The following is a 19,111-nucleotide window of genomic DNA, read 5'->3' on the forward strand; positions in this document are numbered from 1 at the left end:
AAAAAGAGGCAAAGGAATTTTCAATGGGCTTTATCATGCGGTGGCTGTGCGCATTCTTGTTGCTCGCGGTGACATTCAACCCCACCGAATACAACTATGTGAATTGGGTGCGCGATTTTGGCGGCATGAACATGTCGATTGCTGTGTTGCTGGGGCTGCTGCTGGCCATTGGCTACATCATCTATTTGCGCGCCACGTTGCGCTCAATCGGCGGGTTCGGAATGCTGTTGGTGCTTGCGGTTGTGGCCGCGGCACTCTGGGTGCTTTATGATCTGGGTGTGCTAAGGCTGGATAATTCCAGCATGAATGTCTGGCTCGCCTTGGCGGCCCTCAGTTTCGTTCTGGGCATTGGGTTAAGCTGGAGCCACATGCGCCGGGCGTTGTCAGGTCAGGCCGATATGGACGATGTAGATCAGTGATCAATCCAAGGTGACAGGTGCGCCGTGCGGGGTGCTGAGATAGGCGGCTTCCCATTTATCCCGCAGTAGCTCAACCGCATCTGCGTTTGTCATCCCAAGCTCGGACAGAAAGCTTTCCAGGGTCTCAAGCCATGCGGTGAAGTAATCATCGCCTCCATTGAGGTCACGGGCCACCCCTTGGCGGGCAAGGGTCGCGCCAAAGCGTGTGGCCCAGTCAGCCCATGCAAAATGTCCCGCCTCGTTCAGATGCACGGTCAGGGCAAAAACCTGTGCATGCCAGGGGGCTTCAAATACCGGGTCCGGCGCGTTCATGGCTTGGACAGATACGATTGCCACAGGTCCAGCACGACCTCATCACGCGGATGTTCAGGGTGCGCCCAAAGCTCTGTTGCGGGGAAGGCCACAGCATAAAGCGGCTCGGGCGCTTCGCCCATGCCATGCGCATTGCTGTCAGGTAAGACGTGGGTGCCATGCAGGCGCAGAATACGACCCTTGGCCCCGGCGGCATAAGCAGGCAGGCGTGTATGCCCTCCGGCGACCAGCACATTTTCTGCAATCTTGCGGGTGGCAACCACATCGCCGACAGCAAAGGCAGGTGTCACATTGCTGGGCCGATCTGCGGGGCCGCCTTTGGCCAGAACTGCCGGAACCTGATTTGCCATGAGCGTCTTGGCGGCCAGTGGGCTGGGCGTCGGGGTGGCATGCCCGGCAAGGTCATCCGGGCTTACAATTCCTTTGTCGACCAACAGATCGGCAAGCCCGCCCATCCATTTTTCGTAGTAGGAAAAGCGTGCATAATCTTTTGGGGCCAGACATTCGCGCGCATGGCGCGACACGTCGATGTTCCATTGGCCAAGATAGTTGGCCGCCAGGGTCACCGCCAAGGCGCGCGGATGCCAATCGGCGTGAAATTTCACATCCTCAGGTTCGGGCACCACGGGACCGTCGCCAAACCGTCCGCCCATGTCGTGTACGCGGCTCAAGGAACCTTCGCCAATCCGGTGCCGATCATGCTGTCGCGCGTGACCAGCGCCATCAACGCCTCTTCATCCATGCCATCCGTGCCCGCAGGGCGTTCCGGGATCACCAGATAGCGCACCTCAGCCGTAGAATCCCACACGCGCACAGCCGTATCCTTGGGCAATGTGACACCAAAATCCGCCAAAACCTTGCGCGGCTCACGCACCACACGGGCGCGGTACGCGTCCGATTTGTACCATCCCGGCGGAATGCCAAGCAGCGGCCAAGGGTAACATGAACAAAGCGTGCAAACGACGATGTTGTGCACACCGTCTGCGTTTTCAACTGCAACCATATGTTCACCCTGACGGCCAAAAAACCCCATGTCGGCAACCGCCGCTGTCGCATCCGCCAATAGCGCCGATCGGAACTTCGGATCAGCCCAGGCCCGCGCCACAACCCGCGCGCCGTCGCGGGGGCCGATCTTATTTTCATAGGTATCAATAATCACATCAAGCGCTGCCGGATCTATCAGCCCCTTTTGGGTCAGCAACGTCTCAAGCGCCTTGATCCGCAACGCCGGGTCCGGCGGCAGCAGGGCGTGAGGGTGATCGTGGTCTGAGTGATCATGAGGCATTTACACATGCTGCCCCACCGAAATGGCGTTGTCTATGGCCAGCCTGCCCAAGTCTCTCATTTTGCGGATGATTTTTTGCGAGAAAAAGGCCACAAATTATGATACACTCACGACACGAAACGAGTCTGATCCACCTCAATTCCAGGATAACCCTTCTATAAGATGTGGAAGCACCGTTTCAAAAGACCGCCGTCCCCATACGGCGGTCTTTGCTTGTAGTGATTCGCAGGCAGCGGCAATCCTCCCTTGCCCCCAAAGGCAAACATGCCTAGATACCCGCAAACAAATTCGAAAGCACGCACCCCATGGAAAATGTCGTCCTGATCATCCACCTCATTCTGGCACTCTGCCTGATTGCGGTAGTCCTTTTGCAGCGCTCCGAAGGGGGCGGTCTGGGCATGGGTGGCGGTGGCGGCGCAGTGTCGGGCCGGTCTGCGGCAACAGCCCTTGGCAAACTGACCTGGCTTTTTGGCATTTGCTTTTTGATAACCTCGATCACCCTGACCATCATCGTTGCGGAAAAATCTGCCGGATCGTCGGTCATTGATCGGTTAAGCGCGACACCACCCGCATTGAATGACGCACCCGCACTGCCAGAGGGAGAAGGCCTGTTGCCGCCTTCGGCAGATGACACCACGCCCCTTGTTCCAGCCGCTGACTAAGCACCTGAGTGCATAAAGAACCACAATAAGTTGAGGTAATTCCGTTTTTCGCAACATCATGTTGCGTCCGGCCTTGCCTTGATCATCCGAATCCTGTTAGGCTTAAATCCCGTGGTGCTGCGGTTTTCCGCAGCGCATTTGGCTGGTTTTTGTCACGCAGCAAAACAACGCTCGAAACCAAAACGCGGGGGAAATAACACAGATGGCGCGCTATATCTTTATCACCGGTGGTGTGGTTTCGTCGCTTGGCAAAGGTCTGGCATCGGCGGCCCTGGGGGCGTTGTTGCAGGCCCGCGGATATTCGGTGCGGTTGCGCAAACTTGACCCCTATCTCAATGTTGATCCCGGTACGATGTCACCGTTTGAACATGGTGAAGTGTTTGTGACCGACGATGGCGCGGAAACAGATCTGGACCTTGGGCATTACGAGCGCTTTACCGGGGTTGCGGCCCGCAAAACAGATTCCATTTCATCCGGCCGCGTTTATTCCACCGTATTGGAAAAAGAACGGCGCGGCGATTATCTGGGCAAGACCATACAGGTGATCCCGCATGTGACCAATGAAATCAAAGACTTCATCGCAATTGGCGATGATGAGGTTGATTTCATGCTCTGCGAAATCGGTGGCACCGTGGGTGACATCGAAGGTCTGCCCTTCTTCGAGGCGATCCGCCAGTTTTCCCATGACAAACCGCGCGGCCAGTGCATTTTCATGCATCTGACCCTGTTGCCCTATCTGGCCGCATCCGGTGAATTGAAAACGAAGCCGACGCAGCACAGCGTCAAGGAACTGCAATCCATCGGCATCGCGCCGGACATTCTGGTCTGCCGATCCGAACATCCGATCCCCGAAAAGGAACGCGAGAAAATTGCGCTGTTCTGTAACGTCCGCAAAGAATCCGTTGTGGCCGCCTATGATCTGAAATCGATCTACGAGGCGCCCTTGGCCTATCACGCGCAGGGCCTTGATCAGGCGGTTTTGGATGCCTTCAACATCTCCCCTGCGCCGCGCCCCGATCTGGCCGTCTGGCACGACGTTTACGACCGCATCCACCATCCCGAGGGCGAAGTGCGTGTGGCGATTGTGGGCAAATACACCCAGCTTGAAGATGCCTATAAATCGATTGCCGAGGCGCTGACCCACGGCGGCATGGCCAACCGCGTCAAGGTCAAGGTCGAATGGGTGGATTCCGAGATTTTTGAACGCGAGGATACCGCGCCCCGTCTCGAAGGGTTCCACGCGATCCTTGTACCGGGCGGGTTTGGGGAACGCGGCACCGAAGGCATGCTCAAGGCCGCGCAATACGCCCGTGAACACAAGGTTCCTTATCTTGGCATTTGTCTGGGCATGCAATTGGCCGTGATCGAGGCGCTGCGCAATGTCGCGGGCCTGAAATCTGCCGGGTCGGAAGAATTTGACCACGAATCCGGGAAAAAACGATTTGAACCCGTGGTCTATCACCTCAAGGAATGGGTACAGGGCAACCACAAGGTTGAACGCAAAGTCGGCGACGACAAGGGCGGCACCATGCGTCTGGGGGCCTATGACGCAACGTTGAAAGACGGCTCAAAAGTCGCACAGGCCTATGGCACCACCACCATCGACGAACGTCACCGCCACCGCTATGAGGTTGATATCGCGTACAAAGACCAGCTTGAGAAAGCGGGCCTCATCTTTTCCGGCATGTCCCCCGACGGTAAATTGCCGGAAATTGTCGAATGGGCGGACCACCCGTGGTTCATCGGCGTGCAGTTTCATCCAGAGCTGAAATCAAAACCCTTTGACCCGCATCCGCTGTTCAAGGATTTTGTAAGGGCAGCGAAAGAGAATTCGCGCCTGGTGTGAGGTTGTCGGAGGGAATGCCGATGCAAGCGCTCGAATTTGAAGTATGGGATGTCTTTACCGATGTGCCATTTTCCGGAAACCCGCTGGCAATTGTCACCGGGGCTGACGCGTTAAGCACAGATCAGATGCAGATGATGGCGCGCGAATTCAATCTGAGCGAGACGATCTTCCTGATGGCACCGCGCGATCCAAGCCACACGGCGCGCGCGCGAATATTTTTTCCAACAGCGGAAATCCCGTTTGCCGGACACCCGACTGTGGGGGCCGCCTTGATGCTGGCGGACAAATACAATCTGAACCATGTCACACTTGAGGAAGAAGCCGGGCTGGTCCCTGTGGAAATCACCGATGGCCTTGCCAAATTTCAGGCACCTGTCGTCCCATTTCCTCAAAACATCGCCATTGAAACCGATCTTGCGGCTCAAGCGCTTGATTTGAAAGTCTCAGATATTGGCTTGCATACCATCGACGTGCACGAAGGAGGGCCAAAGTTTCTGTTTATCCCAATCAAAACACGGCATGCTTTGAAACGTGCCCGACCGATTGAACCGCATTGGTCCAAACTCATGATATCAGGCGGGGTTTCTGCGGCCTATATCTATTCCTCCGATTTCGACGCCCGCATGTTTGCGCCCGCCTCAGGGATACCCGAAGACCCCGCAACAGGCTCCGCCTCCGCTTTGCTTGCATCCCAATTGCTGTCCAATGGTGCCATAGTTGACGGCGAAAACCACTTTGTATTGAAACAGGGCGAGGACATGGGCAGACCCAGCCAAATCAACCTGACCGTCACCGCCCAAAATGGCGCGATCGAGGCGGTGCATGTGGCAGGACGGGCTGTGCCAATCTCAAGCGGACGTATCCGTGTCCCAGAATGATCTATCAGGCGGCAATGCTTAGCAAAGATGCCTTTTAGGGTGCGTTTTGATAGGCAAACGCTTGGCAAATCGGCTTGCTCGTGCCAATTCGTCCGTTCCCTGAACATCCCTTGGTTGATCATTGCGGCATTCTTATGGCCCAATCCCAGCGCATTGACCTTTGCGTCCACAGGTTAACACGCTACACCCCCGACCATGCTCAGCTACCAACATATCTACCACGCCGGAAATCTGGCCGACGTTCATAAACATGCCTTGCTGGCGTGGATGCTTGAATACCTCACCCGCAAGGACAAACCACTGACCTATATGGAAACCCATGCCGGGCGCGCGCTTTATGATCTGACGGATGTGGCGGCGGTCAAAACCGGTGAGGCGAAACAGGGAATTACAAAGGTTGATCAATGGTTTGACGCTGATCATCCCTACGCGAAAGTTCTTGCAAAAACCCGCGCCAATCATGGCCCCGACGCCTATCCCGGTTCGCCCCTTTTGGCCGCATCGTTGCTGCGCCCCACCGACGTGATCCATCTGGCCGAACTGCACCCGCGCGAACACAGCGCGCTGGATTTGGCGATGTCGCCCTATCCCGTCAAATGCCACCTGCGCGACGGGTTCGAGATGGCCTTTGCCCTGACTCCGCCAACCCCGCGCCGCGGGCTGATGCTGATCGATCCGAGCTATGAAATAAAGGCCGATTACACCGATATCCCGCGCCACATCGGCAAGCTTGCAAAGGCGTGGAATGTCGGCATTATCGCGGTGTGGTACCCCATTCTGACCAGTCGCGCCCATGAACCGATGCTAAGCGCGCTTGGCGGCGCGCACCCGGATGCGCTGCGCCATGAGGTCCGCTTTGCCCCTGCCCGTCCGGGGCATGGTATGGTCGGCTCTGGCCTGTTTGTGATCAACCCGCCTTTTGGGCTGGCCGAGGCGGCCAAGGCGATTTCAGGACTGTATAACACTTTGAAATAGAGGAAAAAATAATGGCCAAAGGTTATTGGATTGCAAACATGGATGTGCGTGACCCGCAGGTCTATGACACGTACCGCGCCGCAAATGCGAAACCTCTCAAGGATTTTGGTGCCAAATTTCTGGTCCGCGGCGGCACACAGAACGCCGTAGAAGGACCCGTGAAAAGCAGAACCGTCATCATCGAATTTCCAAGCTATTCCGATGCGCTGGCCTGTTATGAAAGTGCCGACTATCAGGCCGCCAAATCCATTCGTTTAGATGTGGCTGATGGAACATTGATGATTGTTGAGGGATACGAAGGCTGAAAAATGTGCTAGCATCCGGTTTATGTCGGTTTTGCGCGCCCTGATACTCGCCCTCGTGCCCACCGGAGTTTTGGCCTGTGGGGCACCTGTCTGTCTGGTCAATCCAGAAAGCCTGCTGCTGCCTCAGATCATCACATTTGACGATATTCAAAGTGGCGGTGGGCCGGGATTCAAGGTCGACGATATACTGCCCCTGCCCGGGGCAACCTTTGGCGAACGTTTTGCCGGACAACTGGTCACCACTGTCGGAACCCACGATCAGATAGAAGGCGCGCCGTTTGGACCACTGACGATGATGCCGGGGGCCGCCGGGCAAAACCTGTCTGTTGTCCGATTTGGAGGCACGACAGTGTTGAACGGCTATGGCACAGCCGGATATCCCAAACGCGAAGCCCAGGGCGAAGGGGCCATTGCGGTCTTGTTTGATGAGAACCAGTCGGCGCTTGCATTTGATCTGCGCGGTGGCGAGGCCGGTGTCGCCATGGTCAGTTTCATGCGCCGCGATGGGTCGCTGATCGGGGTTGTGCCGATTGATCCGACAGGTGAATTTACCGTTGCATTTGCCCGCGACCGCGGGATTGACGATATTGCTGGCATAATTGTCACAAACACGGACCCACAAGGCCTGGCAATAGACACTTTACGCTTTGGAAAACCGCCCGAGATAAGTTAAAGCTGCGGAATGTTTGATCGCCTTTTTCCCCGCCGTAAACCCGCACCGAAACCCCTGCCACAGCCCAACGCGCAGCTTGCCCTTGGGGCACTTTTGGTGCGCGTTGCTTTTGCAGACAATAATTATCAGGCCTCGGAAGTTGGCCAGATTGATCGCATCCTGTCGCAGACCTTTGGCCTCAAACCACTGGAGGCCGCAAAACTGCGCGCGACCTGTGAAGCACTGGAACGGGACGCGCCCGGCACGCCCGAATTTGCGGCAATCCTGCGCGAAGAAGTGGCCTATGCCGACCGCAAGGCGCTGAGTGATGCTATGTGGGCGGTTGCGTTGGTCGATGGAACCCGCGACGAAAAAGAAGAGATTCAACTGCTCGCGATTGAAACGGCGCTTGGTCTGACGGATGCCGACATGCAGGCAGCGCGCGAAAATGCTCTCAAAGCGATCTGACTTGGCCTTTCGCCACAACCGACCTATATCCCGTTCATGTTCGATGATCTCTTTAAGCGGCTGATACAGCCTAACCCCGCCCCGCTGCCCGATGCGGATGCGCGCCTTGCATTGACTGCGCTGTTGGTGCGGATCGCGCGGTCCGACAATGATTATGCGCCGCGCGAACGCGCGCTGATCGACCAGATTGTCCAGCAACGGTATGGCCTTGATCCGGCAGCAGCCAAAAAGCTGCGCGCAGACGCCGAATCCGTCGAATCAGAGGCACCTGATACCGTCAGGTTCACCCGCGCCATCAAAGATGCGGTTCCTTATGACGACCGCCTCGATGTGATCCAGGCGCTTTGGCAGATCGTGCTTGCCGATGGCACCCGTGCTGACGAAGAGGATGCGCTGTTGCGACTGGTGGCAAGCCTGCTTGGGGTTTCCGACACCGACAGCGCCATGGCGCGCCGACGTGTTGAAGCGCAATATAATTAAGCGCTTACCTTAGGTTAACACAGCGATTCCAAAGCCTGCGAAAACTCTGCGTTGCAATCGGATGGGAATTATTCCTTTATACCGCATTGAAACGAGAAAAGTGATCTTACCGCCGTGACAGAACAGACCCCGGTTATCCAAATCAACAACCTGCACAAGGCGTACGGAGCACTAGAAGTTCTCAAAGGTGTCAGCGTCACAGCGCCACGCGGCCACGTGATTTCGCTGATTGGATCATCCGGGTCTGGCAAATCAACATTGCTGCGTTGCTGTAACCTGCTTGAGGACAGCCAGCAGGGCGATGTGATTTTCAAGGGCGAACCGGTGCATTGGAAAGGCACAGGCCATAACCGCCGCCCCGCAGATGCCAAACAGGTCTTGCGCATCCGCACCAACCTTTCGATGGTGTTCCAGCAGTTCAATCTCTGGGCGCATATGTCGATCTTGCAAAATGTCATGGAGGCACCGCTGACCGTGTTGCGCCGCGACCGCGCCGAGGTCGAAGAGGCCGCGCGTGGGTACCTCGACAAGGTTGGGATCGGCGATAAATGCGATGTTTATCCTGCGCAACTATCTGGCGGCCAACAGCAACGTGCGGCAATCGCGCGGGCGCTGTGCATGGAGCCTGAAGCGTTGCTTTTTGATGAACCGACCTCTGCGCTGGACCCGGAGTTGGAACAGGAAGTGGTCAAGGTAATCAAGGACCTGGCCGCCGAAGGGCGCACCATGATGATCGTAACCCACGATATGAAACTGGCGGCTGATGTGTCAGATCACGTGGTGTTCCTGCATCAGGGGTTGATCGAAGAACAAGGGCCGCCAGAGACATTGTTTGGCGCGCCCAAATCAGAACGACTGCAAGGGTTTCTATCGGCAACCCAAGCCTCGTAAACAAAAACAAAAAAGGGAGACTACCACATGAAAAAGATCTTACTTGCCTCCGCAGCACTGGCAATGACCGCCGGTCTGGCCATGGCTGATGGCCACGGCAAAACCATCCGCATGGGCACCGAAGGTGCCTACCCCCCCTACAACTTCATCAATGACGCTGGCGAAGTTGACGGGTTTGAGCGCGAATTGGGCGATGAGTTGTGCCTGCGCGCTGAGTTGACCTGTGAGTGGGTCAAAAACGATTGGGACAGCATCATCCCCAACCTCGTATCGGGCAACTATGACACCATCATGGCCGGCATGAGCATCACCGATGAACGTGATGAAGTCATTGATTTCACACAGAACTATTATCCGCCAACCGCTTCTGCCTATATCGCAACCGCCGAAGGCGTTGATCTGGCAGGCGGCATTATTGCGGCACAGACATCCACAATTCAGGCCGGTTATGTCGCCCAAAGCGGTGCCACATTGGTCGAGTTTGCGACACCCGAAGAAACCGTCGCCGCCGTGCGCAATGGTGAAGCGGACGCGGTGTTTGCGGACAAGGACTATCTCGCGCCAATCGTCGAGGAATCATCTGGTGAATTGATGTTTGTCGGTGACGACGTGCCTTTGGGTGGCGGCATCGGCCTTGGCCTGCGCGAAAGCGACGCCGAGCTGAAAGAAAAGTTTGACGCCGCCATCACTTCGATGAAGGCCGATGGGTCGCTGAACACCATGCTGAAAAAGTGGTTCGGCGAAGAAACCGCAACCTACTGAACCAACGCTCAGGCGCGCCCGCAATGGCGCGCCTGACTTTGCCGCGCCGGGGGTCATCCCCCGACGATCTGACAGGGCTATATGTTCTCATTCTGCGCCGATCCTTCCACACTTGAACGCCTGCCATGGCTCGCCTGTTATCTGACAACGGGCGTGCATATGTCGTTCTATGGTTCTTTCATAAAAGTGCTGCTGCTGCTGGCGGTGACGGCCCCTGTGGCATTGGGTTTTGGGTTTGCCGGTGCAATGGCGGCCCGGGCCAGCTTTTTCCTCGTCCGCTGGATTGGCAAAGCCTACATCGCGCTGGTGCGCGGCGTGCCGGACATTGCGTTCTTTCTGTTCTTTGTGATCGCTCTGGATCAGGCCATCGAATTTACCCGCCACAAGGTGCTTTGCCCCGACTGGGAACTGCCCGTCAGACAGGGAAATGATTTTGTCGTCTGTCAGGCCGCAAAGATGCCGCTCGGGAATGCATCGCAGTGGGTTCACGAAAGCTATGGCTTTTCGCTGGCGGTCGTGACCTTTGCCATCGTGTTTGGGGCCTTTGCAGCGAACGTTCTTTTTGGTGCGATGCGCGCCGTCCCGCATGCACAGCTTGAAACAGCAGAGGCTTATGGCATGTCGCGGCGTCAGACATTCTGGCGGGTGATGGTGCCCCAGATGTGGGTTTATGCGTTGCCCGGCCTCAGCAATCTTTGGATGGTGCTGATCAAGGCAACGCCGCTGTTGTTCCTGCTTGGCGTCGAAGACATCGTGTACTGGGCGCGCGAACTTGGCGGCACCAAGACATCGCGCTTTACCGACTATCCGCATGGTGACTGGCGGATGTGGTATTTCTTTGTGCTGTTGATCTTTTACCTGTGCTTCACACGCGTCTCCGAAATTGTGCTGGACCGGTTGATGAAGCGTCTCACACGCGGTCAGGCGACCACGGGCGGCGAAGCGCAAAGGAAAGCCGCATGAGTTGCTTGCAAACCATTCAGGATTACGGGCTGCGCTCAATTGGCATCGGGGAACGCCTGCTTCCAAAGGATAATTTCACCCTGTGCGAACAATTCACGCTGATTGGTTCCGGCATGATCTGGAACATCTATTTTGGCGTTGTCGCCCTTGTAACGGGCTTTGTGCTGGCCACAGCACTTGGCGTCGGCAAGACGCAGGCAAATCCCTGGATCCGCAAACCTGCGGAATGGTTCATCTTTATTTTCCGGGGCTCGCCGCTCTTTATCCAGTTCTTCTTTGGGTATTTTCTGTTTCTCAGCCTCAAATCTGTGAACCCGTTCTTTGATGCCTTCACCGCCGCATGGCTGGGTGCCCTGATCGTTTTGTTCCTGAACACCGCCGCCTATACCGGCGAGATTTTTTATGGCGCGCTACAATCCATCCCCAAGGGTGATGTCGAGGCTGCGGATGCCTATGGGTTGACCGGCTGGACCCGCTTTCGCCGGGTGATCTGGCCGACGTCACTGCGCCTTGCGTGGCCTGCCTATACCAACGAAGCGATCTTTCTGTTTCATGCCACCACATTGGTTTTTTTCAGTGGCTTTCCGGCATGGCAGCAACGCGGCGATGCGCTTTATTATGCGAGCTATTTCGCGGACAAGACGTTTAACCCCTTCGTGCCCTATCCCATCCTGGCGGGCTATTTCATTGTGTTGACGGTTTGTGTGATCTCGGTGTTTGGATTGATCAATGCGCGGCTGAATCGGCACCTGCCCCAGACACAGCGCCGAAAAATTAACTTGCGTCCCAATCTGATACGGTAGTATCCAACATTTGATCAAATTATCCGGCGCGTGGGCGACGGATGCATTTTGGCTCTCAGCGGAGCCAATCGGCTGACTTCATGCCCACCGCCAAATCAGGTGAGTTATGAACAATTGGCTACGCAAAAACCCGCAGGTCCGCACCATCCGTGTGGCTGCCGCTGATCTCAATGGTCAGGCACGGGGCAAACGCATCCCCACACGCTTTGCCGACAAAGTGGCAACTGATGGCACCCGGTTTCCGGTATCTGTGCTGAACCTCGACATCTGGGGCGAAGACATCGACGACAGCCCGCTGGTGTTTGAATCCGGCGATGCGGATGGCGTTCTGAAGCCAACCGAACGTGGCTTTATGCCGATGCCCTGGCTTGATGCGCCCTCTGCCCTGTTGCCGATCTGGATGTTTCGTGAGGATGGCCGCCCTTATGCCGGTGATCCACGTCATGCATTGCGCGCCGTTCTGGACCGGTTCAAAGCGCATGGGCTGACCCCTGTTTGTGCGGTGGAGCTTGAATTTTTCCTGATCGACGATTCCGGGCGCAAGTTGCAGGTGCCCATTTCACCCAGATCCAACAAACGCCGCAAGGCGGCGGAAACACTGTCGATCCGGGCGCTGGACCAGTTTGATGAGTTCTTTACCGACCTCTACGACGCCTGCGAAGAAATGGACATTCCTGCCGATACCGCGATTTCCGAAGCGGGCCTTGGCCAGTTCGAGATCAACCTGATGCATTGCGACGATGCCCTGCGCGCTGCTGACGATGCCTGGCTGTTCAAGATGCTGGTCAAAGGGTTGGCACGCCGGCACGGATTTGCAGCGTCTTTCATGGCAAAACCTTACGAGGACTACGCGGGCTCCGGCCTGCACACCCATTTTTCGGTGCTCGATCAAGACGGCAACAACGTCTTTGACGATGGCGGACCCGAAGGCACCGACGTGATGCGCCACGCAGTTGCGGGCTGTATGAACGCGATGGCAGGCTCGGCCTTGGTGTTTTGCCCCCATGCCAACAGCTTTGACCGCATGGTGCCGGGCGCGCATGCGCCAACCGGAATTTCATGGGCCTATGAAAACCGCACCTCGTCGATCCGCATCCCGTCCGGCAATCATAAGGCGCGGCGTATTGAACATCGGGTGTCGGGGGGCGACGTGAACCCCTATCTGATGCTGGCCGCTGTGCTGGGTGCTGCCATCAATGGCATCGAAGACGGCATCCTGCCGCCCCCGCCGATCACCGGCAACGCCTATGCTGCCGAGTTGCCACAAATTCCGACCGATTGGGCCAGTGCCATTGATCTGTTTGAGAAGGATCCGCAGGTCGCGCGCATTTTTGCGCCTGAACTGATCCGCAACTTTGTCCTGACCAAGCGGCAAGAGCTGCATTATATGCAAGAGCTGACCCCGCAAGAACAGGTCGAGATTTACCTTGATACGGTGTGAGACATGAAAATTGGTATCCTGATCACTGGCCACCCCCCCGAGAACATGATGGATGGTGGGGCTTATGACAAATATTTCGCGCGTCTGCTGGGGGACGATGAGTTCACCTATCAGGCTTGGGCCGTTGTGGACGGCATTTTCCCGGACAGCGTGGATGACGCAGACGGCTGGCTGATCACCGGGTCAAAACACGGTGCCTACGAACCGCACGACTGGATACCGCCGCTGGAACAATTTGTCCGTGATTGTTACGCGGCCCACGTTCCGATGATTGGTGTCTGTTTTGGCCATCAGGTGATTGCGCAGGCGATGGGTGGCAAGGTCGAAAAATTTAAAGGCGGCTGGTCAGTCGGGCGCACAGAATATGACATCAACGGGCAGAAATTTGCCCTGAATGCATGGCATCAGGATCAGGTCGTTGAGCGCCCGGAAGCGGCAGAAGTTATCGGATCGACCGACTTTTGCGAGAACGCCGCGCTGCTTTACGATGACCGGATCTGGACCATCCAGCCGCACCCTGAATACGGTCATGACTTCATTGAGGGGCTGATCAACACCCGTGGCAAGGGTGTGGTACCGGATGCCCAGCTTGCGGCGGCATCAACGATGCTTGGGACCCCCCTGAACAACACCGACATCGCTGCTGAAATGGCGGCATTCTTTAAGAAAAAGCAGAAAGAGAGGGCCTGATGGCCGACTGGACCGCAAACCTACCAGCCTCCGCGCGCAAGTTCCTTGAGGGCAAACGCCTTGACGAGGTGGAATGTATCATCCCCGACCTGCCCGGCATCGCGCGCGGCAAAGCGGTGCCAGCATCAAAATTTGCGCGGCAGGAGTATTTTCATCTGCCCGACAGCATCTTTTATCAGACCATCACCGGCGAATGGGGTGAGGCCGCGGGAGAAGAAGGTTTTACCGAACGCGACATGGTTTTGCGTCCCGATATGTCCACCGCAACTGCCGCCCCCTGGACCGGCGACTGGACCTTGCAAATCATCCATGATGCCTTTGGCTCCGATGGTGAGCCAGTGCCGTTTTCACCGCGCAATGTCCTGAAGCGGGTTGTCGATCTTTACACGGCCAAAGGCTGGAACCCTGTTGTGGCACCCGAAATGGAATTCTTTCTGGTGGCGCGCAACCTTGATCCCGCTCAGGAAATCAAACCGATGATTGGCCGCTCCGGGCGTCCCGCAGCGGCGCGGCAGGCCTATTCGATGACGGCTGTCGACGAATTTGGCCCCGTGATCGACGACATCTATGATTTTGCCGAAGCGCAGGGGTTTGAGATTGATGGCATCACCCAGGAAGGCGGGGCCGGACAATTGGAGATCAATTTGATCCACGGCGACCCCGTTCGTCTGGCCGATGAAGTGTTCTATTTCAAACGCCTGATCCGCGAAGCGGCGCTGCGCCATGAATGTTATGCGACCTTTATGGCCAAACCGATCGAGGACGAGCCGGGGTCAGCCATGCACATTCATCATTCGGTGCTGGATGCGAAAACCGGCAAGAATATCTTTTCGAATGCCGATGGGTCAGAAACCGATGCCTTTATGCATTTCATCGCAGGCCTGCAGAACCACATGCCGGATGCGCTGGCCGTGATTGCGCCCTATGTGAACAGCTACCGTCGCTATGTGAAAGACCACGCCGCACCCATTAACCTTGAATGGGGCCGCGACAACCGCACCACCGGCATCCGCGTGCCGCTGGCCAGCCCGAATGCGCGGCGGGTCGAAAACCGCCTTGCCGGCATGGACTGCAATCCCTACCTCGCCATCGCAGCCTCGCTGGCCTGCGGCTATCTCGGTCTGGTCGAGGCCAAACAACCAAGGAAAGAGTTCAAGGGCGATGCGTACGATGGTGATGGCGACATCCCGCGCGTTATGGGTGAAGCGCTTGATCTGTTTGATGAAGCCTCCGCATTGCGTGAGGTTCTGGGCCCGGAATTCGCGCGCGTCTACGGCATCGTGAAACGCGCCGAATATGACGAGTTCCTGCAGGTCATTTCACCGTGGGAACGCGAGCATCTTTTGATGAACGTCTGATCCGGCTGCGCGCGCAGCGCATCGGTATTTGTAAAAGGGTGAAGATGTGAACCTGCTTTATGCCAATGACCGACGGGGGCAGTACCCGGAAAGCTGGTATGCGGCAACCGCCACGCCGACTGAGCGATTTGCCGTCCTAAAAGGCGCTGTGAAGGCGGATGTCTGCGTTGTGGGCGGTGGATATACCGGCCTTTCAGCGGCGCTGCATCTGGCGGAAGCGGGCCGCGACGTGGTGCTGATTGAGGCACAACGCGTGGGGTTTGGCGCGTCGGGGCGCAATGGCGGACAATTGGGCAGCGGTCAGCGCGTTGAACAGGACGGATTGGAAAAGATGCTTGGTGCCGACCATGCCAAGCGGTTGTGGCAGATGGGTGAAGACGCCAAGGATCTGGTTAAGTCGCTGATTTCGAAACATGGCATTGACTGCCATCTGAAGCCCGGTGTCGCACACACAGCGTCAAACGCAGGCGATCTGGGCCATCTGCACGCCTATGCCGATCACCTGCGCACCCTCTACGGTTATGACCAGATCGAAACGCTGGATCATGCAGCACTGCAATCGGTGTGCCCTTCGCCTGATTACGTAGGTGGCACGTTGGACATGGGTGCCGCACACCTGCATCCTCTGAACTATGCGCTGGGTCTGGCGCGGGCGGCCAGCGCAGCGGGCGTGCGGATATTTGAGACCAGCCCCGCACATCACATCGAGACCGGGAAAAAGACCATCGTCCAAACCGACGCCGGGCGCATTGAGGCGGATCATGTGATCCTTGCCTGCAACGGCTATCTGGGCGGGCTGAACCGCAAAGTGGCCGCAAGGGTCATGCCAATCAACAATTTCATCGCCGCGACCGAGCCTTTGGGCGACCGGATCAAGGATGTGCTGCCGCGTGACGTGGCCGTGGCCGACAGCCGTTTTGTCGTGAATTACTTTCGTTTGTCCCATGATGGTCGCCTGCTTTTTGGCGGTGGCGAAAGCTATGGCTATAAGTTTCCCGCAGACATTGCCGCCAAGGTGCGCAAACCGATGTCGGTGATCTTTCCACATCTGCGCGACGTTAAGATCGACTATTCGTGGGGCGGCACGCTTGGCATCACCCTGAAACGCCTGCCCTATGTGGCGCGCGTGGCCCCCAATGTCTTGTCCGCTTCGGGATATTCCGGGCACGGCGTTGGCACTGCAACGCACGCCGGTATGTTGATGGCGCGTGCAGTTCAGGGCGATGCAGATGGGTTTGACACGATGGCCAGCATCCCCACCCTGCCCTTTCCCGGCGGTGCGGCGTTGCGCAACCCGATGCTGGTGCTGGCGATGACGTGGTATTCTCTGCGCGATCGCTTGGGCGTTTAGACGGTAACGTCGCGAAACATACGGATCCAAGAGCGCAAAAGCACTTGGTTTACACATCGTCTTAATTTAGATTTTCGAAAACAAACATTCGGAAATCTGAAATATGACTATGCCAAACCTTCACCAAGCTGAAGCCATCCCTGAAGAAGCCCGTGCGGTAATTGACGACCTTCTGCAATCCGGTGACCTGTTTCGCTATACCGCTGCTGCGGATGCGCCGGTGTCGCTGCTTGAGGGGGAGTTCGCCGAGATGATGGGTGTCAAATACGCCCTTGCCGTCTCGTCCTGCTCTGCCGCACTTTTCCTGTCTTTGCTTGCACTGGGATTGCCGAAATCCGCCCGCGTGCTGATCCCGGGTTTTACGTTTGCGGCGGTCCCATCCGCGGTCGTGCATGCCGGGTATGAGCCTGTCTTGTGCGAAGTGGGTGACAATTACCGTATTGATATCAAAGATTTTGCCGCGAAATTGCCGGATGTGGATGCGGTGATCGTCAGTCATATGCGCGGTCACACATCTGACATGGATGCGATCATGACGCTTTGTGATGCCGCAAATATCCCGGTGATCGAGGATGCAGCACATTCGCTTGGCACCCTTTGGCAGGGCCGCAAAATCGGCACCATCGGGCGGGTTGGGTGTTTTTCATTCCAGTCCTACAAAATGATCAACGCAGGCGAAGGTGGCATCATGATCACCAACGACGCAGATCTGGTCGCGCGTGCGATCATCATGTCGGGTGCGTATGAACATAACTGGAAGAAACATCCGGTTCTGCAGGACGCCTTTGCACGCTGGCAAAACCAGCTTCCGCTCTACAATCTGCGTCTGTCGAACCTTGCGGCGGCCGTCATCCGCCCGCAATTGCCGCACCTGTTGCGGCGCGTCTCGGACGGCTTGCGCAACCATGATTATGTGGCTGCAAAGCTGTCAAAGTCGCCGTTCATTGATGTGCCCGCCCCGCTCAAGGGTGAAACCCGCGCGCCAGATTCCATCCAGTTCAATTTGGCAAACATGGATGATGCCGCCATTCGGGCCTTTGCAGCCGCGGCGGATGCAGGCGGCGTGAAGGTGCAGGTTTTTGGCCAAAGCACTGATAACGCACGGGCCTTTTGGAATTGGCAGTTCCTGACAGATTTGCCAGAACTGCCACGCACCCGCGCGATGCTGATGCGGGCCTGTGATGTCCGTTTGCCTGTGCAACTGACGACACCGGAACTGGATCAGGTGTGCAAGGTGATCCTGACCGCGCTGGAAACCACGACAGATGCGCAAGCCGCCTGAGGGTGTTATTTAGGGGTGGATGCGCGGTCGGCGTGTCACTTTAATTTTGAAAGCTTGCTCTGCAGATCAGCCAATTGTTTTTTGATCGCGTCCAGATCTTCGTTTTGATCTGGCTCCTCTTCTGGCGGCTCAGCAGGTTTTGACGTTGTGCCGCCGGCACCCCATCCGCCTGTCATGGCTTTCATGAACGCTTCTTGCTGCGCTTGCATCACGCCGAGGCCAGGCATCTTTGCCATCGGGTTCATCGCCGTCATGTTTTCCAACACGCGCGACTGACCATCCCTGAGCATGTCAAAGGAGGTTTGCAGGAACTGCGGCACCACCGACACGTCGCCCGACATATAGCTGCGGACCAGGTCGTTCAGCACCGATATCGGCAACACAGATTCGCCGCGGCTTTCGTGTTCTGCAATGATTTGCAGCAAATATTGCCGGGTCAGGTCATCGCCGGATTTCAGGTCAACGATCTGGACCTCACGGCCATCGCGGATAAACCCCGAAATGTCCTCAAGCGTCACATAATCACTGGTTTCAGTGTTATAGAGCCGCCGAGATGCGTAGCGTTTGATCAACAATGGTTTGGGTGCGTCCGCCACGGTGTTCCTCCCAGATGTCACGTGCTGCAGTGCAGCTTATTGCAGGCCCGCACAAAAAGAAAGGGCAGGCTCAATAAGCCTGCCCCGCCCTCACACCAATCTGGGAGGAAACAATGTGAGATGCGTATTCTTACTTTGCTGTTGCTTTTTTCGCAGCAGCCTGCACGTCGTTTGTGGCTTTTTTCACGGCAGCAGTTGCGTCTTGCTGCATGTCTTTGCCTGCGGACATCATCAGTTCAACTGTGTCCATCTGAACTTTTTTCGCGATTTCAGCGAAAGCGGCCATGTGCTCGGCTGCAACTTCGGCAGAGGCAGATGTGAAGTCTGTCATTGCTTTTGCATAATCAGCAGGCTCTGCTTTGGCTTTAGACATGTCGGCCAATTTCGCCAGAGTGTCTTTGGTCCACTTGCTTGAGATGTCTGCAGACTTTTCAGCAGCTGTCAGTGCAACGCCGGACAGTTTTTCGTTCAGCGCGGTTGCTGATTTGAAAGAACCTTCCATTGCAGATGTGTCTACTGGGAAAGAACCCATTACGTCTTTGAACATTGCGGCCATATCTGGTGTCTTTGTCATTTTATCAATCCTTTGATGCTTGGCGGAACATCCACCATTTCGCTTCTGCTAAAGGATATACATGCTGCAGTGCGGCATTTCAAGTTTTTTCTGCACTGCAGCATAAAAATTTTCGCCA

23 protein-coding genes are annotated in these 19,111 nt (G+C 56.5%); 18 read left to right on the forward strand and 5 right to left on the reverse strand.

Annotated elements, in window-relative coordinates; all coding sequences use genetic code 11:
- Positions 1–23 precede the first annotated feature (23 nt).
- Positions 24–419 carry a DUF6524 family protein gene (locus tag C1J02_RS14445; RefSeq protein ID WP_114879200.1) on the forward strand — a complete coding sequence of 132 codons (396 nt, stop codon included), beginning with the start codon at positions 24–26 and terminating at the stop codon, positions 417–419.
- Here the strand turns inward: C1J02_RS14445 and C1J02_RS14450 are convergent, their stop codons facing one another.
- Genes C1J02_RS14450 through nthA form a run of 3 tightly spaced genes read right to left on the reverse strand, consistent with a single transcriptional unit; the run spans position 420 to position 2,016 of the window.
- Positions 420–731: a nitrile hydratase accessory protein gene (locus tag C1J02_RS14450; protein ID WP_114879201.1), complete on the reverse strand. Its 312-nt coding sequence runs from the start codon at positions 729–731 to the stop codon at positions 420–422. It lies immediately after the preceding gene.
- A complete protein-coding gene (gene nthB, locus C1J02_RS14455) occupies positions 728–1,402 on the reverse strand; it encodes a nitrile hydratase subunit beta (protein WP_114879202.1) in 675 nt (224 codons plus the stop codon). Before nthB ends, C1J02_RS14450 begins: the two co-directional genes overlap by 4 nt.
- Positions 1,399–2,016, reverse strand: coding sequence for a nitrile hydratase subunit alpha (nthA, locus tag C1J02_RS14460; protein WP_114879203.1), 618 nt, complete (start codon positions 2,014–2,016; stop codon positions 1,399–1,401). The genes nthB and nthA overlap by 4 nt, the downstream gene beginning before the upstream one ends.
- Positions 2,017–2,321: 305 nt before the next feature.
- On the opposite strand from nthA, the gene secG reads away from it, so the two are divergent.
- The 17 genes from secG to C1J02_RS14545 all read left to right on the forward strand — a co-directional run bounded on the left by secG (position 2,322) and on the right by C1J02_RS14545 (position 17,823).
- Positions 2,322–2,678: a preprotein translocase subunit SecG gene (gene secG / locus C1J02_RS14465; RefSeq protein ID WP_114879204.1), complete on the forward strand. Its 357-nt coding sequence runs from the start codon at positions 2,322–2,324 to the stop codon at positions 2,676–2,678.
- Between the two features lie 202 nt (positions 2,679–2,880).
- A complete protein-coding gene (locus C1J02_RS14470) occupies positions 2,881–4,524 on the forward strand; it encodes a CTP synthase (RefSeq protein WP_114879205.1) in 1,644 nt (547 codons plus the stop codon).
- Positions 4,525–4,544: 20 nt separating this feature from the next.
- On the forward strand, positions 4,545–5,402 hold the full coding sequence (locus C1J02_RS14475) for a PhzF family phenazine biosynthesis protein (RefSeq protein WP_114880619.1): 858 nt from the start codon (positions 4,545–4,547) through the stop codon (positions 5,400–5,402).
- Between the two features lie 195 nt (positions 5,403–5,597).
- The gene (gene rlmJ / locus C1J02_RS14480) at positions 5,598–6,377 is read left to right on the forward strand and encodes a 23S rRNA (adenine(2030)-N(6))-methyltransferase RlmJ (protein WP_114879206.1); all 780 of its coding nucleotides are present in this window, start codon (positions 5,598–5,600) and stop codon (positions 6,375–6,377) included.
- An 11-nt stretch (positions 6,378–6,388) separates the two neighbouring features.
- Complete coding sequence (locus C1J02_RS14485; RefSeq protein WP_114879207.1) at positions 6,389–6,682, forward strand: DUF1330 domain-containing protein; 294 nt, start codon at positions 6,389–6,391, stop codon at positions 6,680–6,682.
- A 22-nt stretch (positions 6,683–6,704) separates the two neighbouring features.
- Positions 6,705–7,355, forward strand: coding sequence for a hypothetical protein (locus C1J02_RS14490; RefSeq protein ID WP_114879208.1), 651 nt, complete (start codon positions 6,705–6,707; stop codon positions 7,353–7,355).
- A 9-nt stretch (positions 7,356–7,364) separates the two neighbouring features.
- Positions 7,365–7,802, forward strand: coding sequence for a TerB family tellurite resistance protein (locus C1J02_RS14495; protein ID WP_114879209.1), 438 nt, complete (start codon positions 7,365–7,367; stop codon positions 7,800–7,802).
- 36 nt (positions 7,803–7,838) lie between these two features.
- On the forward strand, positions 7,839–8,282 hold the full coding sequence (locus C1J02_RS14500; protein WP_114879210.1) for a TerB family tellurite resistance protein: 444 nt from the start codon (positions 7,839–7,841) through the stop codon (positions 8,280–8,282).
- A gap of 114 nt (positions 8,283–8,396) precedes the next feature.
- Positions 8,397–9,173 (forward strand): ABC transporter ATP-binding protein, encoded by a 777-nt coding sequence (locus tag C1J02_RS14505; protein WP_114879211.1) that lies wholly within the window; start codon positions 8,397–8,399, stop codon positions 9,171–9,173.
- Between the two features lie 27 nt (positions 9,174–9,200).
- The gene (locus C1J02_RS14510) at positions 9,201–9,935 is read left to right on the forward strand and encodes a transporter substrate-binding domain-containing protein (RefSeq protein WP_114879212.1); all 735 of its coding nucleotides are present in this window, start codon (positions 9,201–9,203) and stop codon (positions 9,933–9,935) included.
- A gap of 81 nt (positions 9,936–10,016) precedes the next feature.
- Positions 10,017–10,898 carry an ABC transporter permease gene (locus C1J02_RS14515; protein ID WP_114879213.1) on the forward strand — a complete coding sequence of 294 codons (882 nt, stop codon included), beginning with the start codon at positions 10,017–10,019 and terminating at the stop codon, positions 10,896–10,898.
- Positions 10,895–11,701, forward strand: a complete 807-nt coding sequence (locus C1J02_RS14520) for an ABC transporter permease (RefSeq protein ID WP_114879214.1) — start codon at positions 10,895–10,897, stop codon at positions 11,699–11,701. Before C1J02_RS14515 ends, C1J02_RS14520 begins: the two co-directional genes overlap by 4 nt.
- A gap of 106 nt (positions 11,702–11,807) precedes the next feature.
- A complete protein-coding gene (locus C1J02_RS14525; protein WP_114879215.1) occupies positions 11,808–13,142 on the forward strand; it encodes a glutamine synthetase family protein in 1,335 nt (444 codons plus the stop codon).
- A 3-nt stretch (positions 13,143–13,145) separates the two neighbouring features.
- Positions 13,146–13,832, forward strand: a complete 687-nt coding sequence (locus C1J02_RS14530) for a type 1 glutamine amidotransferase (protein WP_114879216.1) — start codon at positions 13,146–13,148, stop codon at positions 13,830–13,832.
- The gene (locus tag C1J02_RS14535; protein ID WP_114879217.1) at positions 13,832–15,190 is read left to right on the forward strand and encodes a glutamine synthetase family protein; all 1,359 of its coding nucleotides are present in this window, start codon (positions 13,832–13,834) and stop codon (positions 15,188–15,190) included. Before C1J02_RS14530 ends, C1J02_RS14535 begins: the two co-directional genes overlap by 1 nt.
- Positions 15,191–15,236: 46 nt before the next feature.
- Positions 15,237–16,541: an FAD-binding oxidoreductase gene (locus C1J02_RS14540; protein ID WP_114879218.1), complete on the forward strand. Its 1,305-nt coding sequence runs from the start codon at positions 15,237–15,239 to the stop codon at positions 16,539–16,541.
- A 103-nt stretch (positions 16,542–16,644) separates the two neighbouring features.
- Positions 16,645–17,823 (forward strand): DegT/DnrJ/EryC1/StrS aminotransferase family protein, encoded by a 1,179-nt coding sequence (locus C1J02_RS14545; RefSeq protein ID WP_114879219.1) that lies wholly within the window; start codon positions 16,645–16,647, stop codon positions 17,821–17,823.
- A 35-nt stretch (positions 17,824–17,858) separates the two neighbouring features.
- Here C1J02_RS14545 and phaR read toward each other — a convergent pair whose 3' ends face one another.
- Complete coding sequence (gene phaR, locus C1J02_RS14550; RefSeq protein ID WP_114879220.1) at positions 17,859–18,419, reverse strand: polyhydroxyalkanoate synthesis repressor PhaR; 561 nt, start codon at positions 18,417–18,419, stop codon at positions 17,859–17,861.
- A 130-nt stretch (positions 18,420–18,549) separates the two neighbouring features.
- The gene (locus C1J02_RS14555) at positions 18,550–18,993 is read right to left on the reverse strand and encodes a phasin family protein (RefSeq protein WP_114879221.1); all 444 of its coding nucleotides are present in this window, start codon (positions 18,991–18,993) and stop codon (positions 18,550–18,552) included.
- Positions 18,994–19,111 lie beyond the last annotated feature (118 nt).

The sequence above is a fragment of the Sulfitobacter sp. SK011 genome (assembly GCF_003352065.1).
Taxonomy (GTDB): domain Bacteria; phylum Pseudomonadota; class Alphaproteobacteria; order Rhodobacterales; family Rhodobacteraceae; genus Sulfitobacter.

Coding starts and splice junctions, on each gene's coding strand:
- secG (WP_114879204.1), top strand. CDS start 2,322: ATGGAAAATGTCGTCCTGATCATCCACCTCATTCTGGCACTCTGCCTG.
- C1J02_RS14535 (WP_114879217.1), top strand. CDS start 13,832: ATGGCCGACTGGACCGCAAACCTACCAGCCTCCGCGCGCAAGTTCCTT.
- C1J02_RS14515 (WP_114879213.1), top strand. CDS start 10,017: ATGTTCTCATTCTGCGCCGATCCTTCCACACTTGAACGCCTGCCATGG.
- C1J02_RS14445 (WP_114879200.1), top strand. CDS start 24: ATGGGCTTTATCATGCGGTGGCTGTGCGCATTCTTGTTGCTCGCGGTG.
- C1J02_RS14450 (WP_114879201.1), bottom strand. CDS start 731: ATGAACGCGCCGGACCCGGTATTTGAAGCCCCCTGGCATGCACAGGTT.
- C1J02_RS14530 (WP_114879216.1), top strand. CDS start 13,146: ATGAAAATTGGTATCCTGATCACTGGCCACCCCCCCGAGAACATGATG.
- C1J02_RS14485 (WP_114879207.1), top strand. CDS start 6,389: ATGGCCAAAGGTTATTGGATTGCAAACATGGATGTGCGTGACCCGCAG.
- C1J02_RS14500 (WP_114879210.1), top strand. CDS start 7,839: ATGTTCGATGATCTCTTTAAGCGGCTGATACAGCCTAACCCCGCCCCG.
- C1J02_RS14475 (WP_114880619.1), top strand. CDS start 4,545: ATGCAAGCGCTCGAATTTGAAGTATGGGATGTCTTTACCGATGTGCCA.
- C1J02_RS14490 (WP_114879208.1), top strand. CDS start 6,705: ATGTCGGTTTTGCGCGCCCTGATACTCGCCCTCGTGCCCACCGGAGTT.
- C1J02_RS14520 (WP_114879214.1), top strand. CDS start 10,895: ATGAGTTGCTTGCAAACCATTCAGGATTACGGGCTGCGCTCAATTGGC.
- C1J02_RS14510 (WP_114879212.1), top strand. CDS start 9,201: ATGAAAAAGATCTTACTTGCCTCCGCAGCACTGGCAATGACCGCCGGT.
- C1J02_RS14495 (WP_114879209.1), top strand. CDS start 7,365: ATGTTTGATCGCCTTTTTCCCCGCCGTAAACCCGCACCGAAACCCCTG.
- C1J02_RS14545 (WP_114879219.1), top strand. CDS start 16,645: ATGACTATGCCAAACCTTCACCAAGCTGAAGCCATCCCTGAAGAAGCC.
- C1J02_RS14525 (WP_114879215.1), top strand. CDS start 11,808: ATGAACAATTGGCTACGCAAAAACCCGCAGGTCCGCACCATCCGTGTG.
- rlmJ (WP_114879206.1), top strand. CDS start 5,598: ATGCTCAGCTACCAACATATCTACCACGCCGGAAATCTGGCCGACGTT.
- C1J02_RS14555 (WP_114879221.1), bottom strand. CDS start 18,993: ATGACAAAGACACCAGATATGGCCGCAATGTTCAAAGACGTAATGGGT.
- C1J02_RS14470 (WP_114879205.1), top strand. CDS start 2,881: ATGGCGCGCTATATCTTTATCACCGGTGGTGTGGTTTCGTCGCTTGGC.
- nthA (WP_114879203.1), bottom strand. CDS start 2,016: ATGCCTCATGATCACTCAGACCACGATCACCCTCACGCCCTGCTGCCG.